Annotated in this window: 26 protein-coding genes; 13 read left to right on the forward strand and 13 right to left on the reverse strand. The window is 68.3% G+C overall.

Translation table 11 applies throughout. The features are described from left to right. Window positions 1–174: 174 nt before the first annotated feature. A complete protein-coding gene (ahpC, locus tag AC06FA_RS05215; protein ID WP_107229920.1) occupies window positions 175–738 on the reverse strand; it encodes an alkyl hydroperoxide reductase subunit C in 564 nt (187 codons plus the stop codon). 340 nt (window positions 739–1,078) lie between these two features. Here ahpC and prmC point away from each other — a divergent pair, with 340 nt between their 5' ends. Both prmC and pip read left to right on the forward strand, forming a co-directional pair. Continuing rightward, a complete protein-coding gene (gene prmC / locus AC06FA_RS05220; protein WP_478067415.1) occupies window positions 1,079–1,936 on the forward strand; it encodes a peptide chain release factor N(5)-glutamine methyltransferase in 858 nt (285 codons plus the stop codon). Between the two features lie 49 nt (window positions 1,937–1,985). Beyond that, entirely contained in the window at window positions 1,986–2,927 is a 942-nt protein-coding gene (gene pip / locus AC06FA_RS05225) for a prolyl aminopeptidase (RefSeq protein WP_478067416.1), read from the forward strand. Between the two features lie 75 nt (window positions 2,928–3,002). Here pip and AC06FA_RS05230 read toward each other — a convergent pair whose 3' ends face one another. Further along, a complete protein-coding gene (locus tag AC06FA_RS05230) occupies window positions 3,003–3,887 on the reverse strand; it encodes a LysR family transcriptional regulator (protein ID WP_478067417.1) in 885 nt (294 codons plus the stop codon). Window positions 3,888–3,998: 111 nt separating this feature from the next. Between AC06FA_RS05230 and AC06FA_RS05235 the strand changes: the two genes are divergently transcribed. Both AC06FA_RS05235 and AC06FA_RS05240 read left to right on the forward strand, forming a co-directional pair. Next, entirely contained in the window at window positions 3,999–5,411 is a 1,413-nt protein-coding gene (locus AC06FA_RS05235; protein ID WP_478067418.1) for an MFS transporter, read from the forward strand. After that, window positions 5,408–6,079, forward strand: a complete 672-nt coding sequence (locus AC06FA_RS05240) for a DUF7716 domain-containing protein (RefSeq protein ID WP_478067419.1) — start codon at window positions 5,408–5,410, stop codon at window positions 6,077–6,079. Before AC06FA_RS05235 ends, AC06FA_RS05240 begins: the two co-directional genes overlap by 4 nt. A 96-nt stretch (window positions 6,080–6,175) precedes the next feature. On the opposite strand, the gene AC06FA_RS05245 is transcribed toward AC06FA_RS05240, so the two are convergent. Genes AC06FA_RS05245 through AC06FA_RS05260 form a run of 4 tightly spaced genes read right to left on the reverse strand, consistent with a single transcriptional unit; the run spans window position 6,176 to window position 9,033 of the window. After that, window positions 6,176–6,973: an N-formylglutamate amidohydrolase gene (locus AC06FA_RS05245; protein WP_478067420.1), complete on the reverse strand. Its 798-nt coding sequence runs from the start codon at window positions 6,971–6,973 to the stop codon at window positions 6,176–6,178. Further along, window positions 6,966–7,520 carry an NUDIX hydrolase gene (locus AC06FA_RS05250; RefSeq protein ID WP_478067421.1) on the reverse strand — a complete coding sequence of 185 codons (555 nt, stop codon included), beginning with the start codon at window positions 7,518–7,520 and terminating at the stop codon, window positions 6,966–6,968. The genes AC06FA_RS05245 and AC06FA_RS05250 overlap by 8 nt, the downstream gene beginning before the upstream one ends. Continuing rightward, on the reverse strand, window positions 7,517–8,449 hold the full coding sequence (locus tag AC06FA_RS05255; RefSeq protein WP_312706810.1) for a 5'-3' exonuclease: 933 nt from the start codon (window positions 8,447–8,449) through the stop codon (window positions 7,517–7,519). The genes AC06FA_RS05250 and AC06FA_RS05255 overlap by 4 nt, the downstream gene beginning before the upstream one ends. A gap of 5 nt (window positions 8,450–8,454) precedes the next feature. Beyond that, a complete protein-coding gene (locus tag AC06FA_RS05260; protein WP_478067422.1) occupies window positions 8,455–9,033 on the reverse strand; it encodes a nitroreductase family protein in 579 nt (192 codons plus the stop codon). A 331-nt stretch (window positions 9,034–9,364) separates the two neighbouring features. Here AC06FA_RS05260 and AC06FA_RS05265 point away from each other — a divergent pair, with 331 nt between their 5' ends. Continuing rightward, window positions 9,365–11,683 carry a DUF1631 domain-containing protein gene (locus tag AC06FA_RS05265; protein WP_478067423.1) on the forward strand — a complete coding sequence of 773 codons (2,319 nt, stop codon included), beginning with the start codon at window positions 9,365–9,367 and terminating at the stop codon, window positions 11,681–11,683. A 51-nt stretch (window positions 11,684–11,734) separates the two neighbouring features. Continuing rightward, window positions 11,735–12,814: an NAD(P) transhydrogenase subunit alpha gene (locus AC06FA_RS05270; RefSeq protein ID WP_478067424.1), complete on the forward strand. Its 1,080-nt coding sequence runs from the start codon at window positions 11,735–11,737 to the stop codon at window positions 12,812–12,814. Between the two features lie 115 nt (window positions 12,815–12,929). Here the strand turns inward: AC06FA_RS05270 and AC06FA_RS05275 are convergent, their stop codons facing one another. From AC06FA_RS05275 to AC06FA_RS05285, 3 genes are read right to left on the reverse strand one after another with little or no spacing between them, the layout of a single operon-like run. Further along, window positions 12,930–13,391 (reverse strand): DUF3106 domain-containing protein, encoded by a 462-nt coding sequence (locus tag AC06FA_RS05275; RefSeq protein ID WP_478067425.1) that lies wholly within the window; start codon window positions 13,389–13,391, stop codon window positions 12,930–12,932. Window positions 13,392–13,394: 3 nt separating this feature from the next. Then, window positions 13,395–13,721, reverse strand: a complete 327-nt coding sequence (locus AC06FA_RS05280; protein ID WP_478067426.1) for a hypothetical protein — start codon at window positions 13,719–13,721, stop codon at window positions 13,395–13,397. Then, entirely contained in the window at window positions 13,718–14,302 is a 585-nt protein-coding gene (locus AC06FA_RS05285) for an RNA polymerase sigma factor (protein ID WP_478067427.1), read from the reverse strand. The genes AC06FA_RS05280 and AC06FA_RS05285 overlap by 4 nt, the downstream gene beginning before the upstream one ends. 98 nt (window positions 14,303–14,400) lie before the next feature. Between AC06FA_RS05285 and AC06FA_RS05290 the strand changes: the two genes are divergently transcribed. After that, the gene (locus AC06FA_RS05290) at window positions 14,401–14,721 is read left to right on the forward strand and encodes an NAD(P) transhydrogenase subunit alpha part 2 (RefSeq protein ID WP_108755481.1); all 321 of its coding nucleotides are present in this window, start codon (window positions 14,401–14,403) and stop codon (window positions 14,719–14,721) included. Next, window positions 14,718–16,178 (forward strand): NAD(P)(+) transhydrogenase (Re/Si-specific) subunit beta, encoded by a 1,461-nt coding sequence (locus tag AC06FA_RS05295; protein WP_478067428.1) that lies wholly within the window; start codon window positions 14,718–14,720, stop codon window positions 16,176–16,178. The genes AC06FA_RS05290 and AC06FA_RS05295 overlap by 4 nt, the downstream gene beginning before the upstream one ends. Window positions 16,179–16,337: 159 nt before the next feature. Here the strand turns inward: AC06FA_RS05295 and AC06FA_RS05300 are convergent, their stop codons facing one another. Beyond that, the gene (locus tag AC06FA_RS05300; protein WP_478067429.1) at window positions 16,338–16,757 is read right to left on the reverse strand and encodes a hypothetical protein; all 420 of its coding nucleotides are present in this window, start codon (window positions 16,755–16,757) and stop codon (window positions 16,338–16,340) included. A gap of 122 nt (window positions 16,758–16,879) precedes the next feature. Between AC06FA_RS05300 and sufT the strand changes: the two genes are divergently transcribed. The 3 genes from sufT to AC06FA_RS05315 all read left to right on the forward strand — a co-directional run bounded on the left by sufT (window position 16,880) and on the right by AC06FA_RS05315 (window position 20,798). Then, the gene (sufT, locus tag AC06FA_RS05305) at window positions 16,880–17,431 is read left to right on the forward strand and encodes a putative Fe-S cluster assembly protein SufT (RefSeq protein ID WP_108748620.1); all 552 of its coding nucleotides are present in this window, start codon (window positions 16,880–16,882) and stop codon (window positions 17,429–17,431) included. A gap of 59 nt (window positions 17,432–17,490) precedes the next feature. Beyond that, window positions 17,491–18,585, forward strand: a complete 1,095-nt coding sequence (locus AC06FA_RS05310; protein WP_108748621.1) for a branched-chain amino acid aminotransferase — start codon at window positions 17,491–17,493, stop codon at window positions 18,583–18,585. Between the two features lie 464 nt (window positions 18,586–19,049). Further along, window positions 19,050–20,798: a S8 family peptidase gene (locus AC06FA_RS05315; protein WP_478067430.1), complete on the forward strand. Its 1,749-nt coding sequence runs from the start codon at window positions 19,050–19,052 to the stop codon at window positions 20,796–20,798. Between the two features lie 289 nt (window positions 20,799–21,087). Here the strand turns inward: AC06FA_RS05315 and AC06FA_RS05320 are convergent, their stop codons facing one another. The 3 genes from AC06FA_RS05320 to wrbA all read right to left on the reverse strand — a co-directional run bounded on the left by AC06FA_RS05320 (window position 21,088) and on the right by wrbA (window position 22,578). Next, on the reverse strand, window positions 21,088–21,573 hold the full coding sequence (locus AC06FA_RS05320) for an asparaginase domain-containing protein (protein WP_478067514.1): 486 nt from the start codon (window positions 21,571–21,573) through the stop codon (window positions 21,088–21,090). Between the two features lie 79 nt (window positions 21,574–21,652). Beyond that, window positions 21,653–21,988 (reverse strand): DUF2069 domain-containing protein, encoded by a 336-nt coding sequence (locus tag AC06FA_RS05325; protein ID WP_478067431.1) that lies wholly within the window; start codon window positions 21,986–21,988, stop codon window positions 21,653–21,655. Then, window positions 21,985–22,578 (reverse strand): NAD(P)H:quinone oxidoreductase, encoded by a 594-nt coding sequence (wrbA, locus tag AC06FA_RS05330; protein WP_108748625.1) that lies wholly within the window; start codon window positions 22,576–22,578, stop codon window positions 21,985–21,987. Before wrbA ends, AC06FA_RS05325 begins: the two co-directional genes overlap by 4 nt. Window positions 22,579–22,655: 77 nt before the next feature. Between wrbA and AC06FA_RS05335 the strand changes: the two genes are divergently transcribed. Next, a complete protein-coding gene (locus AC06FA_RS05335; protein WP_478067432.1) occupies window positions 22,656–23,930 on the forward strand; it encodes a YihY family inner membrane protein in 1,275 nt (424 codons plus the stop codon). Further along, complete coding sequence (locus AC06FA_RS05340) at window positions 23,927–24,502, forward strand: TlpA family protein disulfide reductase (RefSeq protein WP_478067433.1); 576 nt, start codon at window positions 23,927–23,929, stop codon at window positions 24,500–24,502. The genes AC06FA_RS05335 and AC06FA_RS05340 overlap by 4 nt, the downstream gene beginning before the upstream one ends. Window positions 24,503–24,572: the final 70 nt, after the last annotated feature.

Raw genomic sequence — 24,572 nt, forward strand, 5'->3', positions numbered from 1 at the left:
AAGGTAGCGGACCAGCAGGGGGTAGGGGTGAACCCAAGACAGCGACCGTGGAAGGGGCTGGCTGGCCAAGGCTGGCGTGCGTTGGCTGTCTTGGGTTCACCCCCACGCCGGCGTGGGGCCGGCACGGGGATGAAGGGCGCGCCGCGGCGTGGGGCCGCGGCAGGCCGGTACGACTTAGATCTTGCCGACCAGGTCCAGCGACGGGGTCAGGGTCTTTTCGCCTTCCTTCCACTTGGCCGGGCAGACCTGGTTCGGGTTGGCGGCGGTGAACTGGGCGGCCTTCAGCTTGCGCAGGGTCTCGGCCACGTCACGAGCGATCTCGTTGGAGTGGATCTCCTGGGTCTTGATCACGCCTTCCGGGTTGATGATGAAGGTGCCGCGCAGGGCCAGGCCTTCTTCTTCAATGTGCACGCCGAAGGCGCGGGTCAGCTTGTGGGTCGGGTCGCCCACCAGCGGGAACTGGGCCTTGCCCACGGCCGGCGAGGTTTCGTGCCAGACCTTGTGCGAGAAGTGGGTATCGGTGGTGACGATGTAGACCTCGGCGCCAGCCTTCTTGAACTCGGCGTAATGGTCGGCCGCGTCTTCGATCTCGGTCGGGCAGTTGAAGGTGAAGGCGGCCGGCATGAAGATCAGGACGGACCACTGGCCCTTCAGGCTGTTGTCGGAAACCTTGATGAACTCGCCGTTGTGGTAGGCATTGGCTTCGAACGACTGGATCGGAGTGTTGATCAGGGACATCGTTTTTCCTCTGGGTGAAGGGGAGTGGGTGAATCGACAGGAGCTAGGTTACCGATTCCGCATCGATAAGAACAATGCATTGATTTCATCTATTCAATAGATGTTGTCTATTGAATTTCAAGGGGCGGGTTTCTGTTTGGACGCTCCTGGCCCTGCAACTGTTTGTATGGAAAGGAAAAATTCCTGAATCCGCGGCGTGGAACTGATAGCCCCTTCTTATCCCACCCTGGCCAACCTGAACGAACCCCGCTTTTTGTAGAGTCGAGCCATGCTCGACTGCCTTTGCTTGCTCGACCGCTTTGCCGAAGCAGTCGAGCAAGCTCGACTCTACAATTGCGGCATGTCCATCGAATCCGATTCTTCGCTGCGCCAGATCGTGGCTGCGGCCAGTGCCCGCCTTGGCGGCATCGACGCCCGCCACGAGGCCGAACTGCTGCTGCTGCACGTGCTGGACCGCCCGCGCAGCTGGCTCTTCGCCCACGCCACCGATCCGCTGCCGGAAGCTGAACAGGTCGCCTTCGAGACATTGCTGGCCCGTCGCATCGCCGGTGAGCCGGTGGCCTACCTGACCGGCCGCCGCGGCTTCTGGACGCTCGATCTGGAAGTGGATGCGGCCACCCTGATCCCGCGCCCGGAAACCGAGCTGCTGGTGGAACTGGCGCTGGACCGCCTGCCGGCAGATCGCGCGCTGCAACTGGCCGACCTCGGCACCGGAAGCGGCGCCATTGCCCTGGCGCTGGCCAGCGAACGGCCGCAGGCGCAGGTGCTGGCCACCGATGCCAGCCCCGCTGCGCTGGCCGTCGCCGCGCGCAATGCCACGCGCCATGCACTGCGCAACGTGCGCTTCGCCGAAGGCGGGCAGGACTGGTATGCACCGCTGCAGGGCGCGCGCTTCGACCTGATCGCCAGCAATCCGCCCTATATCGCCAGCGACGATCCGCACCTGCAGCAGGGCGACCTGCGCTTCGAACCGGCCACGGCACTGGCGTCGGGCGTGGACGGGCTGGATGACATCCGTGCGATTGCCGAGGGAGCCTGCGCGCACCTGCAGCCCGGTGGCTGGCTGCTGGTCGAACACGGCTGGGACCAGGGCGCGGCGATCCGCGCGCTGTTCGACGCCGCGGGCCTGGCCGAGGTATGCACCGCGCAGGACCTTGAACACCGCGACCGGGTCACCCTGGGGCGGCGACCGGCCTAGAATGGGGGTTCTCCTGCCAGCGGCAGGGCACCACCACGGAGCTGCAAGCATGCGTACGTTGTACCCCGCCATCACCCCCTACGACGTCGGCACCCTGAAGGTCGACGACCGCCACACGCTGTACTTCGAACAGTGCGGCAACCCGGACGGCAAGCCGGTGGTGATGCTGCACGGTGGCCCGGGTGGCGGCTGCAGCGACAAGATGCGCCAGTTCCACGACCCGTCCAGGTACCGCATCATCCTGTTCGACCAGCGCGGTGCCGGCCGTTCCACCCCGCATGCCGACCTGGTGGACAACACCACCTGGGACCTCGTCGCGGATATCGAAAAGCTGCGCGAGCACCTGAACGTCGATCGCTGGCAGGTGTTCGGTGGCAGCTGGGGTTCGACCCTGGCGCTGGCCTATGCGCAGACCCACCCGCAGCGGGTGACCGAACTGGTGCTGCGCGGCATCTTCATGCTGCGCCGCTGGGAACTGGAATGGTTCTACCAGGAAGGCGCCAACCGCCTGTTCCCGGATGCCTGGGAGCACTACCTGAAGCCGATTCCGCCGGTGGAGCGCCATGACCTGATCTCGGCCTTCCACCGCCGCCTGACCAGTGAAGACGAAACCACCCGCCTGGACGCGGCCAAGGCGTGGGCGGTGTGGGAAGGTGCGACCAGCTTCCTGCATGTCGATGACGACTTCATCAACAGCCACGAAGACCCGCACTTCGCCCTGGCCTTCGCCCGCATCGAAAACCACTACTTCGTCAACGGCGGTTTCTTCGAAGTGGAAGACCAGCTGCTGCGCGACGCACATCGCATTGCCGATATCCCGGGCGTGATCGTGCACGGCCGCTACGACGTGGTCTGCCCGCTGGCAAACGCCTGGGACCTGACCAAGGTCTGGCCGAAGGCGAAGCTGGAAATCACCCCGGCCTCGGGTCATTCGGCGTTCGAGGCGGAGAACGTGGACGCGCTGGTGCGCGCCACCGACAGCTTCGCGTAATGCCGAAGGGGTCAGATCCCTTTTCCACGGAAAGGGCTCTGACCCCGTGCGCAATCATCCACGCATGGCGTGGATCTACCAATCCCCGGCCAGCAGCGCGTCGGCCAGCACCTGCAGCTTCGGTGAGTGCTGCCGCGACGGCGGATAGATCAGTGACAAGGCGCGGCTGCGACCTTCGAAGGGTTGCAGCACGCGCTGCAGGCGGCCGTCGGCCAAGGCCTCGGCCACCGCGAAATCCATCACCTGCACGATGCCGATGCCGGCAATCGCCGCTTCCACCAGCGGGTCGCCACTGTCGAACACCATCCGTGCCGGCGGCGTAACCTCGCGCAGCTGCCCGTCCTGCACGAACTGCCAGTCCACCAACCGTCCGCTGCGCAGGTTGCGCACGGCCAGGCAGGCATGGTCCTGCAGATCAGCCACGTGCTGCGGACGGCCGTGCGCGGCCAGGTAGGCCGGGCTGGCCACGGTCACCCAGCGCAGCGGTCGCAAAGCGCGGGCCACGATGCGCTGGTCGGCGATCGGGCCGGTGCGCACTGCCGCGTCGAAACCCTCTTCCACCAGGTCCACCAGCCGGTCACTCAGCACGGCGTCCACCTGCAGCTGCGGGTGTCGTTCCAGCAATCGCCCCAGCAAGGGCACCAGCACCTTGCGCCCGAACATCGATGGCGCGCTGATCTTCAGCACACCCGACGGTGTGCAGGGGCGGTCGGCCAGCAGCCGTTCGGCATCTTCCATGCCGCACAGCAACGGCCCCACCTGCTCGACGAACTGCTGGCCATCCGGGGTGAGTGCAACGTTGCGCGTGTTCCGCTGCAGCAGCTTCACTCCCAGCGAGGCCTCGAGCCGGCCAATGGCCCGCGACAGCCCGGACTGGCTCAGGCCGAGCTGGCCAGCCGCCACCGTGAAGCTGCGCGCTTCGGCCACCTGCACCAGCATGCGCACCGCGTTGAGATCCATCGATGATCCATTCATGCCAAAAATCATGACAGATATGGCTCCGATGGGGTTTATTGATGCGTCCGCATCAATGAGACTGCCGTCCCCCCCCCCCACCGAACCGTGCGCCGAATGCCTCCCCTGAAATACCCGCGCTGGGCGCTGACCCTGCTGGCCACCGCGCAGCTGATCATCGCCCTGGACGCCACCATCATCTTCGTTGCCCTGCATGACATGGGCCGTGCGCTGCAGATCAATGCGCAGCAGCTGCAGTGGGTCGTCAGCGCCTACACCGTGGCCTTCGGCGGCTGCCTGCTGCTGGGCGGGCGCGCAGCGGATCTGATCGGGCGCCGCCGCTTCTATCGGCTGGGCATGCTGCTGTTCGCGCTGGCGTCGCTGCTGGGCGCGCTGGCCCCGAACGCGCCACTGCTGATCGTGGCCCGTGCCGCACAGGGCATCGGCGCGGCATTGCTGTTCCCGGCCACGCTGGCCCTGATCAATACGCTTTATGCCGAAGGCCCGGTGCGTAACCGCGCGCTGGCGATCTGGAGCATGGCCAGCGCGGTTGGCCTGGCCCTGGGCACCCTGTTGGGCGGGGTGCTGACCCAGGCCTTCGGCTGGCCGGCCGTGCTGGCGGTGATCGTGCCGCTGGCCACCGCCTGCGCGGTCGCTGCCGGGGCGTGGTTGCCGGCCGATGGTCCGCGCGCGCAGGGCCGTTCGTTCGACCTGGCCGGCTGCATCACCGTCACCGTGGGCGGTAGCCTGCTGGTGACCACGTTGGTGCAGGGGCCCGAATGGGGCTGGACCGCGCCGGCCACGCTGGGCTGTCTGCTGGTGTCGGTGCTGCTGTTGGCCGTGTTCGTGCAGATCGAGAAGCGCAGCCGCGACCCGCTGATGCAGTTCGGTCTGCTGCGCCTGCGCGGGTTGCGTGCCGCCATGGGCCTGACCTTTGCCTTCATGAGCAGCTATGGCGTGCAGTACTACTTCCTGGCGCTGTATTTCCAGGATGGCTATGGCTGGAGCCCGCTGCAGGCCGGCCTGGCCTTCCTGCTGCCCACCGTGGTGTGCACCTTCGGCATCCGCATTGCCGAACGCATGCTGCGGCGGCAGTCGGCGCGGCAGGTGCTGGGCTGGGGCTTTGCCGCAGGCGCGGTCGGCATTGCCGCCGTGGCCTGGGCGCTGCCGCAGGGCAGTGGCTACTGGCCGCTGCTGCCGGGCATCGTGGTACTCAGCGTGGGCCAGGGCATGAGCTGGACGGCCATGTGGATCGTGGCCGGGCAGGGCGTGCCCGCTGCGCAGCAGGGCGTGGCCTCCGGCATGGCCGCCACCGCGCAGCAGATTGGTGGAGCGCTGGGCCTGGCGGTGCTGGTGATGGTGGCCAATGCGGGTGGCGGCACGGCGTCGTCGCCTGCGGCGCTGGCCGGGCTGGTGCATGCCGAGTACGGCGCGGCGCTGTTCGCCCTGTTCGGGGTGGTGATCGCGCTGGGCCTGCGCCCGGCAGCGGTAGACTCGAACGCCCCCGCCTGCCTGGCCAATGACGCATGATCGAACTGCTGGACCTGGAACAGACACTGCTGGCCTTCGCCGCCTGCAACGACGACCACGATGTGTTTGCTTCCTTCGGCTGGGTGCACGCCACCGATGGAGATCTGCTGCAGGCGCGCTTCTGGCTGCCGCCTGATGAGGAGACCGCCTTCGACGATGACAGCCAGGTGCCGGCCGCGGCGCGCGCGCTGGGTCTGACCACCTACCTGGAGCCGGCCACGTTTGCCGATGTGCTGGAGGTACACAAGCGCCAGCGCCCGCAATCCACCCTGGCCGAGTACGCGCAGGCGCTGGCGTACTACCACGAGTACGACGCGTTCCAGCAGGTGGAAGGCATCGACGAGGCACTGGGCGAAGCCACGGCCGCCGAGCAGGCCGCTGCGCGCGCGGCCGGCGTGGGTGCGGGCATCTTCGCGTCCTTCGATCTGCAGCTGTCGGCGTGCCCGGAGACGCAGGTGAAAGCCGCCGCACAGCGCGTGTCGCGCCTGCACCAGGTGCCGGTGGGGCAGGCGCTGGCGCGCTGCCGCGCATTGCCGTTGTTGCTGGGCCAAGGCCTGGATCGCAACCGCGCGCAAGCCATCAAGGACGACTTCGAGGCCATCGGCGCGACCGTGCAGGTGCACGGGTTCAAGCCGTTCCCGTGGATGGACGCGCCCCGCCTGCGGTAGCGCCGGGCCATGCCCGGCGAGGCGTAACGCGGCAGTGGGTTCCGGTGCCGCCGGGCATGGCCCGGCGCTACCGTCCTTCGATTGCGTGGAGGGCGGTCATGCCGCCGCCAACAACTCTGGCTGCAATGCGCTGAACACGTGCGCCAACCGCTGCGCCCAGGCCTGCTGGCCGGCCACGTCGGCAATCAGGTCCTGGCGGATTTCCAGTTCCACATGCACCAGCCCGCGGTCTTCGCCATGCACCGGCACCGCGTAGTCGCTGTTGCGGTTCACCGAATACGGTTCGTTGTCGCCCACCACCAGGTCGCCCTCGGCACGCAGCGCCCGCAGCAGCGCCTGGGCGAAGCGGGTGTCCTGGTGGTACAGCACGCCGGCGTGCCACGGTCGGGCGACGTCGTTCATTGCCGGGGTGAAGCTGTGCATCATCACCAGCAGGGTCGGGCGGCCCGCATCGCGGCGCGCGTCCAGTTCGGCATTGATGCGTGCGTGGTACGGCGCGTGGATCGCGTCGATGCGCTGCTGGCGCTGCGCCGCCGACAGCCCGGCATTGCCCGGCACCACGGTGTGGTCGCTCACTTCCGGGATCAGCGTGGGCGAGGCCAGCGGCCGGTTGCAGTCGATCAGCAGGCGCGAATAGGTCTGTTCGATCGCCCAGGCATCGAGCAGCCCGGCCAGTGCACGGGTGGTGCCGGCAATGCCGATGTCCCAGCCGATATGGCGATCCAGCTCATGCTGCGGCAGCCCCAGCTGCGCCAGCCCGCGCGGTACCTGCTGGCCGGCATGGTCGGCCAGCAGCAGGTAGGGCGAAGCCCCCTGCGCGCGATGGATCGTGTAGACGGCCGGGTCGTCGGCGCCCAGCAGGGCCGGCAGCCCGTGCAGGTCGGCGTCAGCCACGCGGGCGGCCATCCAGGTGATGTTCGATCATCCACAACCCGGCCCACAGCTTGGCGTCCAGTTCGTAGCCTTCGCCCATCTTCTGCACCAGCCAGGCGGCCGCCTCGCTGCGCGGAATCTCGTGCACGGTGATGTTCTCGCTCTCATCGCCGCCGCCGTTGCCGACCCGGCGCAGGCCGGTGGCGCGCACGAAGGCGATCTTCTCGCTGCTGGCGCCGGACGAGGTCGGGCCGATCATCAACACTTCGGCGTGCGCGGCGGTCCAGCCGGTTTCCTCTTCCAGTTCCCGCACGGCCGATACTTCGATCGATTCGCCGGCATCGACATCGCCGACCAGGCCGGCGGGCATCTCGATGGTCGGTGCCTGCAACGGCACGCGGAACTGTTCGACGAACAGCACCTTGTCTTCGGGGGTGACGGCGATGATGATCGCGGCCAGGCCGCCGGCGTGGGTGCGTTCGCTGTATTCCCACGTACCGCGCACGACCATGCGCTGGTACTTGCCTTCGTAGACGACACGCGGTGCTTCAGTGTTGCGCTGGCTCATGCGGGCTCGCTGGGTGTGGGAAGAGGGTCGGCCATGCCGGTGGCGGCGAACAGGCGGCGGCGGGTCAGCGGCCCGAAACGCAGGGTCTGGCACAGGCCATCCAGCAGTTCCGGGTCGGCGGGCTGGCGCAGCAGGCCCAGCGCGCTGCCGTCCAGCGGCGCATCCAGGGCAATGGTGGTCAGCTGCCGCCACAACAGCGCGTGTTCGCGCTGCTCGCGCAGGCGCACGGCCATCTGTGCCGCGCCGCGCAGGCGCAGGAACGGCACTTCATCGATACGTTCGAACAGGGCATCCATGCTGCCGAAGTGGGCCAGCAGCACCGCGGCCGACTTGGCGCCCACGCCGCTGACGCCGGGAATGTTGTCCACCGCATCGCCGCACAGCGCCAGGTAATCGGCAATCTGGTGCGCGTGCACGCCGTGGCGGGCCTTGACCCCGGCCACGTCCCAGCGCTGGTTGCGTGCGTAGTCCCACTGTTCGTCGTGGTCCAGCAGCAGCTGCGACAGGTCCTTGTCGGCCGAAATGATCACCCCGCGGTGGCTGCCGCGGTGGCGGTGCAGGGCGCTGCCGATCAGGTCGTCGGCCTCGAAATCGTGGTGGGCCAGCACCGCAAGCCCCAGCGCCGCACACAGCGCCTTGCAGTGCACGAACTGGCGCTTCAGCGCCTCCGGTGCCGGATCACGGTTGGCCTTGTAGGCCGGGTACAGCCGGTGGCGGAAGCCACTGTCGAGCGCTTCGTCGAAAGCAATGGCGATATGGCGGGGGCGCTCGCGTTCCAGCAGGTCCAGCAGGAAGCGGGCAAAGCCGTGCACGGCATTGGTCGGCCAGCCCTGGCTGTCCTGGAACTCGTCCGGCAGCGAGTGCCAGGCGCGGAACACGTAGATGCTGGCGTCGACCAGGTACAGCGGCGGTGCGGGGTGGGCGCTGATGGCGCTCACGGTGCGGTCCAGTCCTGCAGCAGGGCGGCCGCATCCGGGCGCTCGCGCTCGGGCACCGCCGCCTTGGGTGTGCCGATATGGATGAAGCCGGCAATCCGCTCGCCTTCCGCCAGGCCCAGGTGGGCGTGCACGGCCGGGTCGAAGGCCATCCACGCGGTCAGCCACTGCGCACCGAAGCCCAGCGCCTGCGCGGCCTGCAGCAGAGCGAAGCAGACGCAGCCGGCGGTCATCAGCTGTTCCTGCTCGGGCACCTTGGCGTCCGGGCGCGGGCTGGCCACCACCACGATCACCAGCGGGGCGTGGCTGAAGCGCTGCCGGTCCTTCTCGAACACGGCCTCGCCGGCGTGCGGATCGCGCTCGCGGCTACGCTCGGCCAGGAAATCGCCCAGAGTGTGACGCGCATCGCCGGCGATCTTCAGGAAGCGGAACGGCACCCGCTTGCCGTGGTCGGGCACGCGCACCGCCGAGGTCAGCATGCGCAGCAGGGTGGCGGGGTCCGGTCCGGGTTCGCCCAGCTGCCGCGAGGGCACCGAGCGGCGGGCATCCAGGGCGAGCAGGGCAGCGGGGTCGGGCATGGAGTCTGAACCGGTCATCACGGGCACATGATTATAGTCGGGGTGGTTGATGACGCCCGTCGTGTCGCGTCTGCCATTCAAATAACAAACTGTGATGAACGTCATGCCACTGGCGCGGCGCCCAACGCCGCTTCCCCTCGCCTCGCAGGCCCCGCACGGCTTACGATACCCGTCTTGCCGGGCCGCCGGTCGTGAGGTTTGAAGTGAGGACTGTTTCACTGTCCGTGACAGGCTGGCCGGCCTACCATCGGCGTACCGGTGCATGGGGTGCACCGGCCGTCGCGATGTCCATGATGTCAGTCGCAATAGAGAAGGTGGGGAGCCTTCCCGAATGATGAGCGCGCCCACTCCGATGGGATCGCCGGGTCGTGACCCGGCCCAGCTTCAGCTTGCCCGGGACATGGTCCTGCCGGCGCTGTGCCAGGCTTTTGCCGCGGCACTGGCCCGCTTCGACGATGCCCTGTTCGACCGTGCCGGCAATGCCGGTGCGTCGCAGCTGCTGTTCCTGGACGCCATGCGCGAGCTGCGCCGCCGTCGTGCCGAGATCGAGGCCGCCTACGCCAGCCACCTGCAGCGCGCCTGGGCGGCGCTCGCCGCCGGCGAGCCGCTGTCGGCCGAGGCCACGCTGTCCGGGCCGGCCGAAGAGGGCCTCAGCCTGATTCCCGAACATGTGCTGGAATCGCGGCTGGCCGTGCGCAACTTCGCCACGGTGCTGCTGCGTGACTTCAAGCCGGTGCTGGCGCGGCTGGACCGCCGGCTGGGCTGGCTGGCCGCCACCGGCGAGCTGGATGCCGATCGCAACCCGATCAGCCCTGAGCACCTGGGCGTGGCCATCCACGAGGCGTTCGCGCACTGCGAACTGGCCCCGGAAGTGCACCTGGTACTGATCAAGCTGTGCGAGCGCGACCTGCGCGTGCCGGTCGGGCGCATCTACGAGAAGCTGGACGAACAACTGGCTGCCGCCGGGGTGATGCCGCAGATGGGCGCGCCGCGTCGTGCCCCGTCCGCCACGCCGTCGCGGCCGCCGCCGGGGCTGGATGATCTGGTCGAGCAGCGCGCCATGCCTGGCTTCGACACCGATTTCAGCGATGAAGAACAGGCCGCGCCGGCCTGGGCGCAGCGCTTCGCCGCGCGCTGGTCCGAGCGCCGCGGGCACATGCAGCAGCACTTGGGCGTGGAAGAAGGCCCGGCCGGGGAAGGCTACGGCGGCCAGCAGGGCATGCTGCTGGAAGCCCTGCACGAACTGCTGCAGCAGACCCGCCACGTGCGCGAAGACGCGACGTCGGCCGCGCAGGTGGCGGTGGGCCAGCATCGCCCGCTCAGCCAGCGCGAAATGATGTCGGTGCTGTCGTTGCTGCAGGCCACGCCCAGCGCCACGCTGCGGGCGGCCATCGGTGAAGACGGCGAATCGCTGGCGCAGCGGCTGAAGAGCGAAGTGCTGTCCAGCGCCACCCGGCTCGGCGCCGATCCCGGCCAGACCCGCCTGGACCCGCAGGACGAGGATGCGATCGATCTGGTCGGCATGCTGTTCGACGTGATGCTGGACGAACGCGAGCTGGAAGGTCGTTCGCGCGAGCTGATCGGCCGTCTGGTGGTGCCGTTCGTGAAGGTGGCCATGCTCGACCGCCGCATGTTCGTGCAGAAGACCCACCCGGCACGCAAGCTGCTCAATTCGCTGGCCGAAGCCTGCGAGGGCAACACCGGCGAAAGCCAGGCCGAGCGCATGCTGATGGCCAAGGTGGAAGAAATCATCGAACGTCTGGTGGCCGAGTTCAACGAGAACCTGGCCATCTTCCTGACCCTGGAAGAAGAGTTCCGCGAGTTCCTGGTGCAGCACCGCCGGCGCGTAGAAATCGCCGAGCGTCGTGCCGCTGAAACCCAGCGCGGCCAGGAGAAGCTGGAAATGGCCCGCAGCCGCGCAGGCGCTGAGCTGGACCGCCGTATCGGCGATGCCACGCTGCCGGCGGCGATTGCCGAGTTCCTGCGCCAGCCCTGGCAGCATCATCTGACTCTGGCGCTGCTGCGCGAGGGCGAAGATGGCAGTTCGGTGGCCGAGGCGCTCACCCTGGGCGATGGCCTGCTGGAAGAAGTGGCCGAAGCGCGCCGCCAGATCGTCGGCAAGCCGTGGCTGCAGGCCTGGCAGCCGGCACTGGCCAAGGTGTTCGCCAGCGTGGGCGTTCACGGTGACGCCGCCAGCGCGGCGATCGATGCGCTGCACGACACGCTGCAGGGCATCGCCGAATCGCGCCCGGAACTGCAGCGCGCGCTGCCGGAGCTGCCGCAGGTCGCCCTGCCGACCGCGCCGGCGCCGGAAGCCGCGGCGGTGGAGCTGGGTGGGCAGGTGGACACCGATGATTTCGACAATGCCGACGCCGACCGCTTCCGCCGCATGGAAATCGGCAACTGGCTGGACTTCGTCGACAAGGACGGCAAGGTGCAGGCGGGCAAGCTGTCCTGGGTCAGCCCGATCTCCTCGCGCCTGCTGTTCGTCAACCGTCGTGGCGTGCGCTTCTGCGTGGCCTCGCCGGAAGAGCTGGCCGTGATGGTGCGCCTGGGCCGCCTGCGCGCCCATGTGGACGACGGCGCCTTCGACAGCGCCATGCAGGGCGTGATCGACCGCCTGGACCCGGGCAGCGCCACCCTGCACTGAGCCGGGCACCCCTGCTAGGATCGGGAAAACTCACCGATCAGCGGGGACTGCATGGCCGTGGCGTTGCTGGGGATGAAGGAGACCGCGCCGGGCGAACGGCGCGTGGCGCTGACGCCGGAAACGGCGAAGAAGCTGGGCGCACTGGGCATCACGGTCTGGTACGAAGCCGGCGCCGGACGGGCCGCCGGCTTCCCCGATGCCGCCTATGACGATGCCGGCGCACGCGTGTTCGACGCGGCGCGCTGGAGCGAGATCGACATTCTGCTGTGCGTGCAGGCGCCTGCACCGGCGCAGTTGGGCCTGCTCAAGCCCGGCGCCAGTGTGATCGGGCTGCTGGCGCCGGCGTCCGACCCGGCCCTGGCCGCGTTGGCTGCCGACGAGCGCCTGCGGCTGTTCCCGCTGCAGCAACTGCCGCGCACCACCCGTGCGCAGGCCATGGACGTGCTCAGTTCGCAGGCGGGCATGGCCGGCTACAAGGCGGCGCTGATCGCGGCTGATCGCGCGCCACGCTTCTTCCCGATGCTGACCACCGCCGCCGGCACGGTGCGGCCGGCCAAGGTGCTGGTGATCGGTGCCGGCGTGGCCGGCCTGCAGGCCATTGCCACCGCACGTCGCCTGGGCGCACAGGTGGAAGGCTTCGATGTGCGGCCGGAAACCCGCGAACAGATCCAGTCGCTGGGCGCACGTTTTCTCGATCTGGGCGTGAGCGCGGTGGGCGAGGGCGGCTACGCGCGCGCGCTGACCGATGACGAACGGGCTGAACAGCAGCGTCGCCTGGGCGAGCACCTGCGCAGCGTGGACGTGGTGATCTGCACCGCGGCGGTGCCCGGGCGACCGGCGCCGACCATTGTCACCGCGGCCATGGCCGAAGGCATGGCGCCGGGCAGCGTGATCGTCGATCTGGCCGCTGAAAGTGGCGGCAACTGTGCGCTGACCCAGCCTGGCCAGTGCATCGAACACAACGGCGTGGTGATCGATGGGCCGCTGCACCTGGCCAGTCGCGGTGCCACCCAGGCCAGCGAAATGTATGCGCGCAACCTGCTCAACTTCGTCGCGCTGTTCGTGCGCGAAGGGCAGCTGGCGTTCGACTGGGACGACGAACTGCTGGCGAAAACGCGCTGGCAGCCGTGAACCGCAGTGGGGCCGGATCCCTTTGCGCCAGCAAAGGGCTCTGACCCCGTTTCCCCCAGGCCAGGGGTCGGATCCCTTTGCGCCAGCAAAGGGCTCTGACCCCATTCCAGGCGCCTTACCGCGGCCGGGCCGGCGGCGGGTTCTCGCGCACCCAGTCGTTGCGCTGTTCCGGCGTCATCTGCGACCACCGTTCCCGCAGGGCATCGCGCTGGGCCGGGCTCAGCTGGCGCATCTGCCCGAACAGGGCACGGGCCTGTTCGCGCTGTTCCGGGCTCATGTGCTCGAAGCGACGCAGCCCGCGCCGCGCTTTGTCCCGCTCTTCCGGGCTCATCGACTGCCAGCGCTGGCCATGCGACAGCATGCGCTGGCGCTGCCCGGCGTCGGCACCGTTCCAGCGGTCACGCAGGGGCGCCAGCAGGGCTTCGCGCTGGGCCGGGCTCAGTTGTTCCCAGCCAGGTAGGGGCGTGGTGGGGGCCACGCGCGCGGGCGCGGCCGGTGGCGCAGCCTGGGCCAGCGCCGGTGCCGCCGGCAGCATGGCCAGGGCGATCAGGATCGGCAGGGTTGAAACTCGCAGCATGGTTCACTCCATCGCCAGGTCGGTGTCGCCCAGCCACAGGTACAGATCGGGATTCTCGTCGTACAGCGCACTGTTGTCGTCCACCGCAGCTACGGCAGGCGGCGCTACCGGCCCAGTATGCGGGGCGGTGCCGGTGAACTGCACGCCGATGCCCAGTGCAACCACCAGCGAACACGCGGTGGCCAGCCACCAGCGGCCACGGTCGCGGCGCGCGCCTGCAGCGCTGTGCCGGGCCTGCCGCAGCCGCGCCAGGGTGTCCGGGGAAAGCGACTGCAACGCGTGCGCGTGCAGGCTGCGCAGGGCGTCGTCGGAAGGCAGAGGGCGGTTCACGGGTCGATCTCCAGATGGTGCTGCAGCGCCTGTCGGGCGCGTGCCAGATGGGTTTTGACGGCACCTTCGCTGCAGCCCATGGCGCGCGCGGTGGTGGCGCCATCCAGGTCCTGCAGTACGCGCAGGGTGAAGGCTTCGCGCTGGCGGGCGGGCAGGGTGCGCAGGGCCTGCACCAGCTGCTGGTACTGCTGGCGCTGCTCGTGCGCCTGGGCCGGGTCCGGGCCAGGGTCGGCCCAGTCGATGTCGGCGCCGTCGGCGTCCTGGTTGTCGCGCCAGAACGGCAGGCGGAAGCGGCGCCGGCGCTGCATGTCGATCACCCGCCGGCGCAGGATGCTCCAGAACAGCGGCGCCCACTCGGTGGCCGGCTTGTCGGCATAGTCCAGCATGCGCAGCAGGGCGTCCTGCACGGCATCCAGCGCATCGTCGCGCTGGCGCAGGCCCGCTTCGGCGAAGCGGAACGCGCGCGGGCCCACGCCGGCCAGGAACGCCTCCAGCGATGCCGGCAGGGCATCGCTGTCAGCGGTCGGGGGAAGGGGGCTGCTCACCAGCACAGGGTACGGTTCCTCGTTCACGGTCACCATCGACAACGCGTGAGCGCGCCCGTGGTTGACCGGCCCGCGCGCCGGGTTCAGCCCATGGTTATGATGGGGCGACGAAGACAGAGCGGGAGGCGTTGCCGATGAGTGACGGGTTCGTGGCGCTGTACATCTTCATGCTGGCCGCCATTGCCGGCCACGTGATCATTTCGCGGGTGCCGGTCATCCTGCATACCCCGCTGATGTCGGGTTCCAACTTCATCCACGGCATCGTGCTGATCGGTGCCATGGTGGTGCTGGGCCACGCACAGACACCGCTGGAGAAAGCGCTGGGCTTCCTGGCCGTGGTGCTGGGGGCGGGCAACGCCGCCGGCGGCTACGTGGTGACCGCGCGCATGCTGGAAATGTTCAAGCCCAGCGCACCCAAGGGCGGCAAGGATGCAGCGAAGGAGCCGCAGGCGTGAACATCAGCACCGTTGAACTGCTTGATTGGCTGGTCAAGGCCAGCTACCTGGTGGCCGCCACCCTGTTCCTGCTGGGCCTGCAGCGCATGGCCTCGCCGCTGACCGCGCGCAGCGGCATCCGCTGGGCCGGGCTGGGCATGCTGCTGGCCACCGCGGCCACCTTCTTCCTGCCCGAACTGCACAACGTCCCGCTGATCCTGGTGGCGCTGCTGCTGGGTGCGGGCCTGGCCTGGTGGTCGGCCGGCAAGGTGGCCGTCACCGACATGCCGCAGATGGTGGCGCTCTACAACGGCATGGGCGGCGGTTCGGCGGCCGCCATCGGCGCGGTGGAACTGCTGCGCTATGCCTTTCTGGCCCACCGCGATACCAGCCACTGGAGCGCGCAGGCGCTGGCCGACCTGGCCGCGCGCCAGCCCTCGGCCACCGTGCTGATGCTGGCGGTGGTCGGTGCAGCCATCGGTGCGGTGTCGCTGTCCGGCTCGGTCATCGCCTGGGCCAAGCTGGATGGCCGCCTGGACAAGCGGGTGACCTGGCCCGGCCAACAGATCCTGAACCTGCTGGTGGCCCTGGCCGTGGTGGTGCTGGGCATCATCGCCGCCAGCACGCTCAGCACCTGGGCCATCGTCGGTTTCTTCGTGCTGGCGCTGGCGCTGGGCGTGTTGATGACCCTGCCCATCGGTGGCGCCGACATGCCGGTGGTCATTTCGCTGTACAACGCCTTCACCGGCCTGGCCGTGTCGTTCGAAGGCTACGTGCTGGGCAACGAGGCACTGATCATCGCCGGCATGATGGTCGGCGCGGCCGGCATCCTGCTGACGCGGTTGATGGCCAAGGCCATGAACCGGCCGATCCGCAACGTGCTGTTCTCCAATTTTGGCGGCGGCGCCAGTGGCGAAGCGCAGGCGATCAGCGGCTCGCAGAAGCCCATCGATGCGGCCGACGTGGCGGCGATGATGGCCTTCGCCGAACGCGTGGTGATCGTGCCGGGCTATGGCATGGCCGTGGCCCAGGCCCAGCACAAGATCTGGGAGCTGGCGCAGCGGCTGGGGCAGCGCGGGGTGAAGGTGAAGTTCGCCATCCACCCGGTGGCCGGGCGCATGCCCGGGCACATGAACGTGCTGCTGGCCGAAGCCGGCGTGCCCTACGACCTGATTGCCGACATGGACGACATCAACCCCGAGTTCGCCACCACCGACGTGGTGCTGGTGATCGGCGCCAACGACGTGGTCAACCCGGTGGCGCGCACCGACCCGGCCAGCCCGATCTACGGCATGCCGGTGCTGGATGTGGTGAACGCGCGCAACGTGGTGGTGATCAAGCGCGGCAAGGGCACCGGCTTTGCCGGCATTGAAAACGCCCTGTTCTATGCCGACAACACGCGCATGCTGTACGGCGATGGCGCCGAGGCCGCCGCTTCTCTGGTCAGCGAATTGAAGGCCCTGGACGGCGGCCATTGAAAGGCGGTTGCACCCGGTAGGTGCGGACCTTGGTCCGCACGCTCCTGCCGGCCGGCAGCCGGCCCTCCCCGCATCCACGCATGGCGTGGATCTACCCGGCCATCCCTGGTAGGTGCGGACCTTGGTCCGCACGCTCCTGCCGCGTAGCAATCGGCGGGCTCAGCGCGCCAGCCAGGCGCCGACCACCACGGCCACCGCCAGCCAGATCCATTCCATCGCCCCGTTGGCCAGAGTGGTCAGGGTCCAGGCCAGGTGCGGGCCCATGCGCAGGGACGCATCCATCGGGTTCAGCCCGATCGAACCGCCCATCCACGCACTGGCGATGCCCCAGTAAGCCACCGCGCTCACCAGCAGCGTGCCCAGTACCACCAGGGCAATGCGCAGCCGCCCCGGGCCCAGCGTGCCCAGGCGCAGCATGAACGCCAGTTCCAGTGCGGTCACCACCGCCATCCAGCCGACCTGGCGGCCGGTCATCAGGGCCAGCAGCACCCAGGCCATGGGAGCAACAACCAGGCCCAGCAGCAGCATGAAGGGCCAAAGCCAGGTCACGGTCCTGGCACGCGTGGCATTGGAGGACATCGAAGCTTCCTGAAAGTCAGCCACAGGATACTGTGGTTTGCCGCAGCGCACCGGCGTCGGTGGGGCGGGCGGGGTAGAATGCAGGCTTGCGCGGCCCGGCCCGCGGCCCCATATCGATCCCCATGTATTCCCGTAGCAGCGAACCTGTCCACTTCGAACGCGACTGCGAGGCCGTGATGGTCCCGCAGGGCGACACCGTCACCCTGCCTGCCGGCAGCTATGGGTACATCACCCAGGCGCTGGGCGGCAGCTATTCGGTGTTTGTCGAAGGCAATCTGTTCCGTATTGCCGGCAAGGATGGCGATGCCATCGGCAAAGAGGCGCCAGCACCGCTGGAACTGCCCGACGACGCCACCGACGAGCAGGTCGAACAGCTGGTGTGGCAGCAGCTGCGCACCTGTTTCGACCCGGAAATTCCGGTCAACATCGTCGAACTGGGCCTGGTCTACGAAGTGGAGATCAAGCACCTGGACGAAGGCCAGCGCGAGATCGACGTGAAGATGACGCTGACCGCGCCGGCCTGCGGCATGGGCGACATCCTGGTGGACGATGTACGCAGCAAGCTCGAAATGATCCCGACGGTGGCCCAGGCCGACGTCGAGCTGGTGTTCGACCCGCCGTGGAACCAGCACATGATGTCCGAGGCAGCGCGGCTCGAAACCGGCATGCTTTGACCCACGGTCCCGCCCCCGGCGGGCCCGGCACTACCCGCAACCAGAACAGGAATCCTCCGGTGTCCCAGTCCATCCCCAGCTTCGCCGTTACCCGTTCGGACCACCCGCGCAGCGCTGAAGAGCGCGCCCAGATCCTGGAGAAGCCGGGCTTCGGCCTGCACTTCACCGACCACATGGTGGAAGTGCGCTGGGACAAGGATGCCGGCTGGCACAACGCCAACGTGCGCGCCTACGGCCCGCTGCAGCTGGACCCGGCCGCGGCCGTGCTGCACTACGGCCAGGAAATCTTCGAAGGCATCAAGGCCTACCGCCACGCCGACGGTTCGATCTGGACCTTCCGCCCGGACGCCAACGGCCGCCGCCTGCAGCGTTCGGCCCAGCGCCTGGCGCTGCCGGAACTGCCGGTGGAGATCTTCGTTGAATCGCTGAAGCAGCTGATCGCGCTGGACAAGGACTGGGTGCCGTCGGCCGACGAATCCAGCCTGTACTTCCGCCCGTTCATGATCGGCGACGAGGCCTTCCTCGGCGTGCGCGGCGCGCACAAGGCCGGCTACTACGTCATCGCCAGCCCGGCCGGCCCGTACTTCGCCAAGGGCGTGGCCCCGGTGTCGATCTGGCTGTCCACCGAATACGCGCGTGCGGCCAAGGGCGGCACCGGTGCGGCCAAGTGCGGTGGCAACTACGCCGCTTCGCTGCTGCCGCAGCAGAAGGCGCAGGCGCAGGGCTGTTCGCAGGTGCTGTTCCTGGACCCGGTGGAAGGTAAGTACCTGGAAGAACTGGGCGGCATGAATGTCTTCCTGGTCTACAAGGACGGCACCCTGGTCACCCCGGAACTGTCCGGCAGCATCCTGGAAGGCATCACCCGCGAAAGCATCCTGCAGCTGGCCCGCGACCGCGGCATGAAGGTTGAAGAGCGCAAGGTCACCATCGACGAGTGGAAGCAGGGCGTGGCCTCGGGCGAGATCGCCGAAGTGTTCGCCTGCGGTACCGCTGCGGTGGTCACCCCGATCGGCCAGCTGAAGGGCGAAGGCTTCTCGGTGGGTGACATCAACGCGCCGGCCGGCGAAGTGACGATGTCGCTGCGCAAGGAACTGACCGACATCCAGTACGGCCGCCTGCCGGACCGCCACAACTGGCTGGTCAAGCTGGGCTGATCGCCCCCATGCAATCGTAGAGTCGAGCTTGCTCGACTGCATCGCTCCACGCTCCTGTAGAGTCGAGCCATGCTCGACTGCTCTGCTGGTTTCCCCGGAAAGCCCGTCCCCGCGACGGGCTTTCTGCGTTGTAGCGACCCATCCCGGCAGCGCCACTGCCGATGTCAGCAAAGACATCGCAGGACAGCTCATGTCCCAGTCATGTCTGTGCAGGTGGCGTGAAAGTTCCTTCACCTTCACAAACCCTCCACACGGGAAGTCTCAGAACAGACATTTCATGTTGCTGAAAAGACACTGAAAATCTTGTGGTGTCCGGATTGAGCCTTTAGCGTCATCTGACAGCGGATCGACAGGGGAATCCGCTGACTCACCGGACGCCGAGCCGCGCCCTCGTTCCTTGCCAAGCGCTCGCTCCGGTGCTTCTGCCGATTCCGGCATTCACACCACTAGAAAGGGAAATTCCGATGTCCCAGGTTTCGCATCTGCGTGCGCGCAAGTCGTGGGTGGTTCTCAGTGCATCCGTTGTCACCTCCCTGCTGCTGGCCGCCCCGGCCTTCGCCGGTGACGTCCAGCTCAGCGGCCTGCAGTCCGCCCCGACGCACCAGCGTTTCATCGTGAAGTACCGTGAAGGCAGTGCCCCGGTGGCCAACACCACCGCACTGGCCTCGTCCCTGAAGACCGCTGCAGCCGGCCTGTCCAGCAGCCAGGGCCGCGCCCTGGGCCTGCAGGAAGTCCGCAAGCTGGCCATCGGCCCGACCGTGGTCAAGACCGACCGCGCGCTGGACCAGGCCGAATCCGAGCTGCTGATGCGCAAGCTCGCCGCTGACCCGAACGTGGAATACGTGGAAGTCGACCAGATCATGCGGCCGACCCTGGTGCCCAACGATGCCCGCCTCAGCGAACAGTGGGGCTTCGGCACCTCCAACGCCTCGATCAACGTCCGCCCGGCGTGGGACAAGGCCACCGGCACCGGCGTAGTCGTGGCCGTGATCGATACCGGCATCACCAGCCATCCGGACCTGAACGCCAACATCCTGCCCGGCTATGACTTCATCAGCGATGCCGCGATGGCGCGCGATGGCGGTGGCCGCGACAACAACCCGAACGACGAAGGCGACTGGTACGCCGCCAACGAATGCGGCACCGGCTACCCGGCATCCGATTCCAGCTGGCACGGTACCCACGTGGCCGGCACCATCGCTGCGGTCACCAACAACAGCACCGGCGTGGCTGGTACCGCCTTCAACGCCAAGGTCGTGCCGGTGCGCGTGCTCGGCAAGTGCGGTGGCTACACTTCCGACATCGCCGACGCGATCGTCTGGGCCTCCGGTGGCACCGTCAGCGGCGTGCCCGCCAATGCCAATCCGGCCGAAGTCATCAACATGTCGCTGGGTGGCAGCGGCAGCTGCTCCACCACCTACCAGAACGCGATCAACGGCGCGGTTGGCCGTGGCACCACCGTGGTCGTCGCCGCTGGCAACAGCAACACCAACGTGTCCTCGGCCGTGCCGGCCAACTGCCCGAACGTGATCGCCGTGGCGGCCACCACCTCGGCCGGCGCCCGCGCCAGCTTCTCCAACTACGGCACCGGCATCGACGTGTCGGCACCGGGTGCCAACATCCTGTCCACCCTCAACAGCGGCACCACCGTGCCGGCCAGCCCCAGCTACGCCTCGTACAACGGCACCTCGATGGCGGCGCCGCACGTGGCCGGTGTGGTGGCCCTGATGCAGTCGGTGGCACCGAGCCCGCTCAGCCCGGCCCAGGTGGAAAGCATCCTGAAGAGCACTGCACGCGCGCTGCCGGGTGCCTGCTCGGGTGGCTGTGGTGCCGGCATCGTCGACGCCGATGCGGCGGTGACTGCGGCCATCAACGGCGGTGGTGGCACCACCCCGGAACCGGGTGGCACCGTGCTGCAGAACAACGTGCCGGTGACCGGCCTGGGTGCATCCAGCGGCGCCTCGCTCAGCTACACCGTGCAGGTGCCGGCCGGCAGCAGCCAGCTGCGCGTGGCCATCAGCGGTGGCAGCGGCGATGCCGATCTGTACATCCGCCAGGGCAGCGCCCCGACCGATACCACCTACACCTGCCGCCCGTACCTGAGCGGCAACAACGAGACGTGCACGGTGAACAGCCCGGCGGCGGGCACCTGGCATGTGCGGGTGAAGGCCTACAGCACCTTCTCGGGCGTGTCCCTCAACGCCCAGTACTGAGCCCAAGTCCCTCTCCAAGGGCACGCCCCGGCTTCGGCCGGGGCGTTTTTTTCATGGGCGGCGGCTGCATCAAAGCGTCGCGGTGCAAGGTACTTGGTCCTGCTGGCCGCACGCGGCGATCTGTCAGGAGGGGATGATCCCCCCGATGCAGGACCGCAGGCGCCAGGGATGGCGCCTACGAGCCCCCATGGACGGGTTTACGGCGTGTCCTGCGTCGGGGGGATCATCCCCTCAACCCAGCAGCAACCGAAACGCCGAATCCATCCGCGCGACAGCGCGCCGTGGAACCTCAGACCGATTCGAAGCGGTTGGCGGCCACGTTCTTGCGCACGTGCTGCGGATCGAAGATGCGGCCGTTCATGGCGATGTACACGCCCGACGGCAGCGACTGCACCGCGCCAATCGCACAGCCGATGTTGAATTCGGCATCCGAGCCGCGGAAGCGCGCCGGGCTGAGCGCACCGGTCATCACGATGGTCTTGTCGGCAATGGTCGACAGCACCTGGCCGGTCTGCACCATCGAATCGGTGCCGTGGGTGACCAGCACGTGGCGGGTCGGCTGCGCGGCGATGGTGGCGCGGATCAGCTCGCGGTCCTCATCGTTGATATGCAGCGAATCCTTGCGCAGGATCGGGATCACGTTGAAACGGAAAGTCACCCCCAGCTCGCGCAGGATCATGCCGATCTGCGGGTCGCCGATCTGGTAGTCCGACTTGTCGTCGAAATAGATCTTGTCGATCGTGCCACCGGTGGTGACGACCAGGAGCTCTTCCATCATGTGCATGCGCGAAACCAGGACTGGTACAGCGGCGCGGGGCCGGGACTGCAGATGATACGTGGCGCCGGGCGCAGCGTCAGCGCCGCTTGCTGAAGCGGGCCCGCAGGCCGGGCAGGCTGGCGGCGAAGATCACCAGCAGCGCCAGTGCCACTTCGATCAGGGCCAGCCCGCGGGTCTGCGGGTGGCTCCAGGCGCTCATCACGCCGTGGCTGAACCAGCCCAGCGCCAGCACCGAGGCCCAGAAGCCGGCCTTGCGCCAGCCCAGGCGCAGGGCGATCGCCAGCGCCACCGGCGGGGCGGTGAACACCAGCTGGGTCGCCAGCCAGTGCTTGTCATTGATGAACCAGCCGACGAACAGCGCGGCCAGGCCCAGCAGGGCCAGCAGCAGCACGGTGCGCGGCGCGCGGTTCATCGGGCCAGCCGCTGCGCGATATCGGCCACCCGCCGGCCCAGCGCCCGCGCCAGCAGGGCTTCATCCTCGCTGGGCTGGGGGTCGTCGGCGGCGCCGGCCACGTGGCTGGCACCGTAGGGCGTACCGCCGCCGGTGGTGTGGCTCAGCGCCGGCTCGGTGAACGGGATGCCCACGATCAGGCAGCCGTGGTGCAGCAGCGGCAATTGCATGGAAAGCAGCGTGGATTCCTGGCCGCCGTGCATCGAGGCGGTGGAGGTGAACACCCCGGCCGGCTTGCCGGCCAGCGTGCCGTTCACCCATTCGGCGCCCAGCCCATCCAGGAAATGCTTGACCGGCGCGGCCATGTTGCCGAAACGGGTCGGGCTGCCCAGCAGCACGCCCTGGCATTCGGCCAGGTCCTGCACGCTTACATAGGGCGCGCCCTCATCGGGCACGGGGGGCTGCGCCGTCTGGGTCACCGCGGCCACCGGCGGCACCGTGCGCAGGCGCGCGCTCATGCCCGGCACTTCGCCGATGCCACGCGCGATCTGGCGCGCCAGCCGTGCCACCGAACCGCCGCGGCTGTAGTACAGCACCAGGATCTCGCCCATCGTGCCCAGGTCTCCTCATCGTGTGGACGCCAGTATGGCTATCCTGCACGCATTCCGCATCGGGTACCCTTGCGCCGATGGAACCTCTGGATACGCTCAACCTGTGGATGGAGCGCGCGCGGGATCGCGCACGGACCGCCAGCTTCGGCCGCTTCCTGTGGCGGCGCTTTCTCGACGACCGCCTTTTCCAGGCCGCTGCGGCGCTGGCCTACACCACCGTGTTCGCGCTGGTGCCGCTGGCGATCGTGGTGTTCGGGGTGCTTTCGGCATTCCCGGTGTTCGATCGCTGGAGCGACCAGCTCAGCGACTACGTGTTCTCCAACTTCGTGCCCAGCGCCGCGCGCGCCGCTGAAGGCTACCTTCGGCAGTTCTCGGCCAGTGCCGGCCAGCTCACCGCCGCCGGCTTCATCGCGCTGGTGGTGTCGTTGCTGATCACGCTCAACAGCGTGGAAGAAACCTTCAACAAGATCTGGCGCATCGGCAACAGCCGCCCCAAGCTCACCCGCTTCCTGGTCTACTGGACGGTGCTGACCCTGGGCGCGATGCTGGCTGCGGCCTCGCTGGCGGTGTCGGCGCGGGTGTTCGCCCTGCCGTTGTTCGGCACCCAGGAGGGGCGCTGGCTGGCGGATCTGGCACTACGGCTGGCGCCGGTGCTGATCGAATTCGTCTGCATCATGCTGGTCTACCGGGTGGTGCCGCACCACACGGTGAAGTGGCGCCACGCGATTCCCGGCGCCGTGCTGGCCGCGGTGATGCTGGAACTGGTGAAGTGGGGCATCGGCGCCTACCTGGGCAGTTTCCAGTCGTACCAGAAGCTGTACGGCACCGTGGCGTTCGTGCCGATCCTGCTGTTGTGGATCTACCTGTGCTGGGTGGCGGTGCTGCTGGGCGCCTCGCTGGCCTCGTCCATGGCCGCCTTCCGCTACCAGCCGGTCGAACTGCGCCTGCCGCAGGGCTACGAGTTCTATGGCCTGCTGCGCCTGCTCGGGCGCTTCCACTATGCGCGGGCTGCAGGCAAGGGGCTGGATGATGACGAGATCCTGCGCATGGAGCCGATGCTGACCGATTCCCTGCTGCAGGACCTGGTGTGCAACCTGCAGGCCATCGGCCTGCTGCGCCGTGACGAGCGTGGCGAATGGCTGCTGGCGCGCGACCTGGACCAGGTCAGCCTGGCCGACCTGTACGAGTCCACGCAGCTGCGCATTCCGGTGGCCGAACAGCATCTGCCGTACCGCGACGACAGTCTGGGCCGGGCCGCCATGGCGGCGCTGGATGAACTTCGCCTGCCGCTGCGCGAGCGCCTCAAGCGCCGCGTCAGCGATATCTATCCTGATTCTGGAGACACCCCATGATCCGCACCACTCCGCTGCCGCTGGTCCTTGCGTTGGCTGCATCGCTGGCGCTGTCGGCCTGCAAGCCGGCCCAGGAACCGGCGCCGTCCAGCAGCGCGCCGCCCGCACAGGCCCCGACCGCCGCCGCGCCGGCGCCGATCGATGAAACGCCTGCCGAGCGAACCACCGCCGAATTTCCCACGCTGAAGATGAAGGCGGTGGACGGCAGCGACTACGACCTGGCGGCCCATCGCGGCAAGTGGGTGGTGGTGAACTTCTGGGCCACCTGGTGTGCGCCGTGCCGCAAGGAAATGCCCGAGCTGTCGGCGCTGCATGCCATGCGCAACACCATCGAAGTGGTGGGCCTGGCCTACGAAGACATCGAAGCGCCGGACATGCAGGCGTTCCTGGTCAAGCACCCGGTGACCTATCCGATCGTGGTGGTCGATCCCTTCGACCCGCCGGCCGATTTCGCCATCCCGCGCGGGCTGCCGCTGACCCACCTGATCGCGCCCGACGGCAAGGTCGCGCACACCTTCCTGGGCCCGGTCACCGCCGCCGACATCGAACAACAGATCGCCGCAGCCCGGTAGAGTCGACCGTTGGTCGACTGAAAAAACGGCGGGGTCGGATCCCGTTGCTACGCAACGGGCTCTGACCCCC

It is taken from the genome of Stenotrophomonas sp. Steno-C17 (assembly GCF_056393165.1).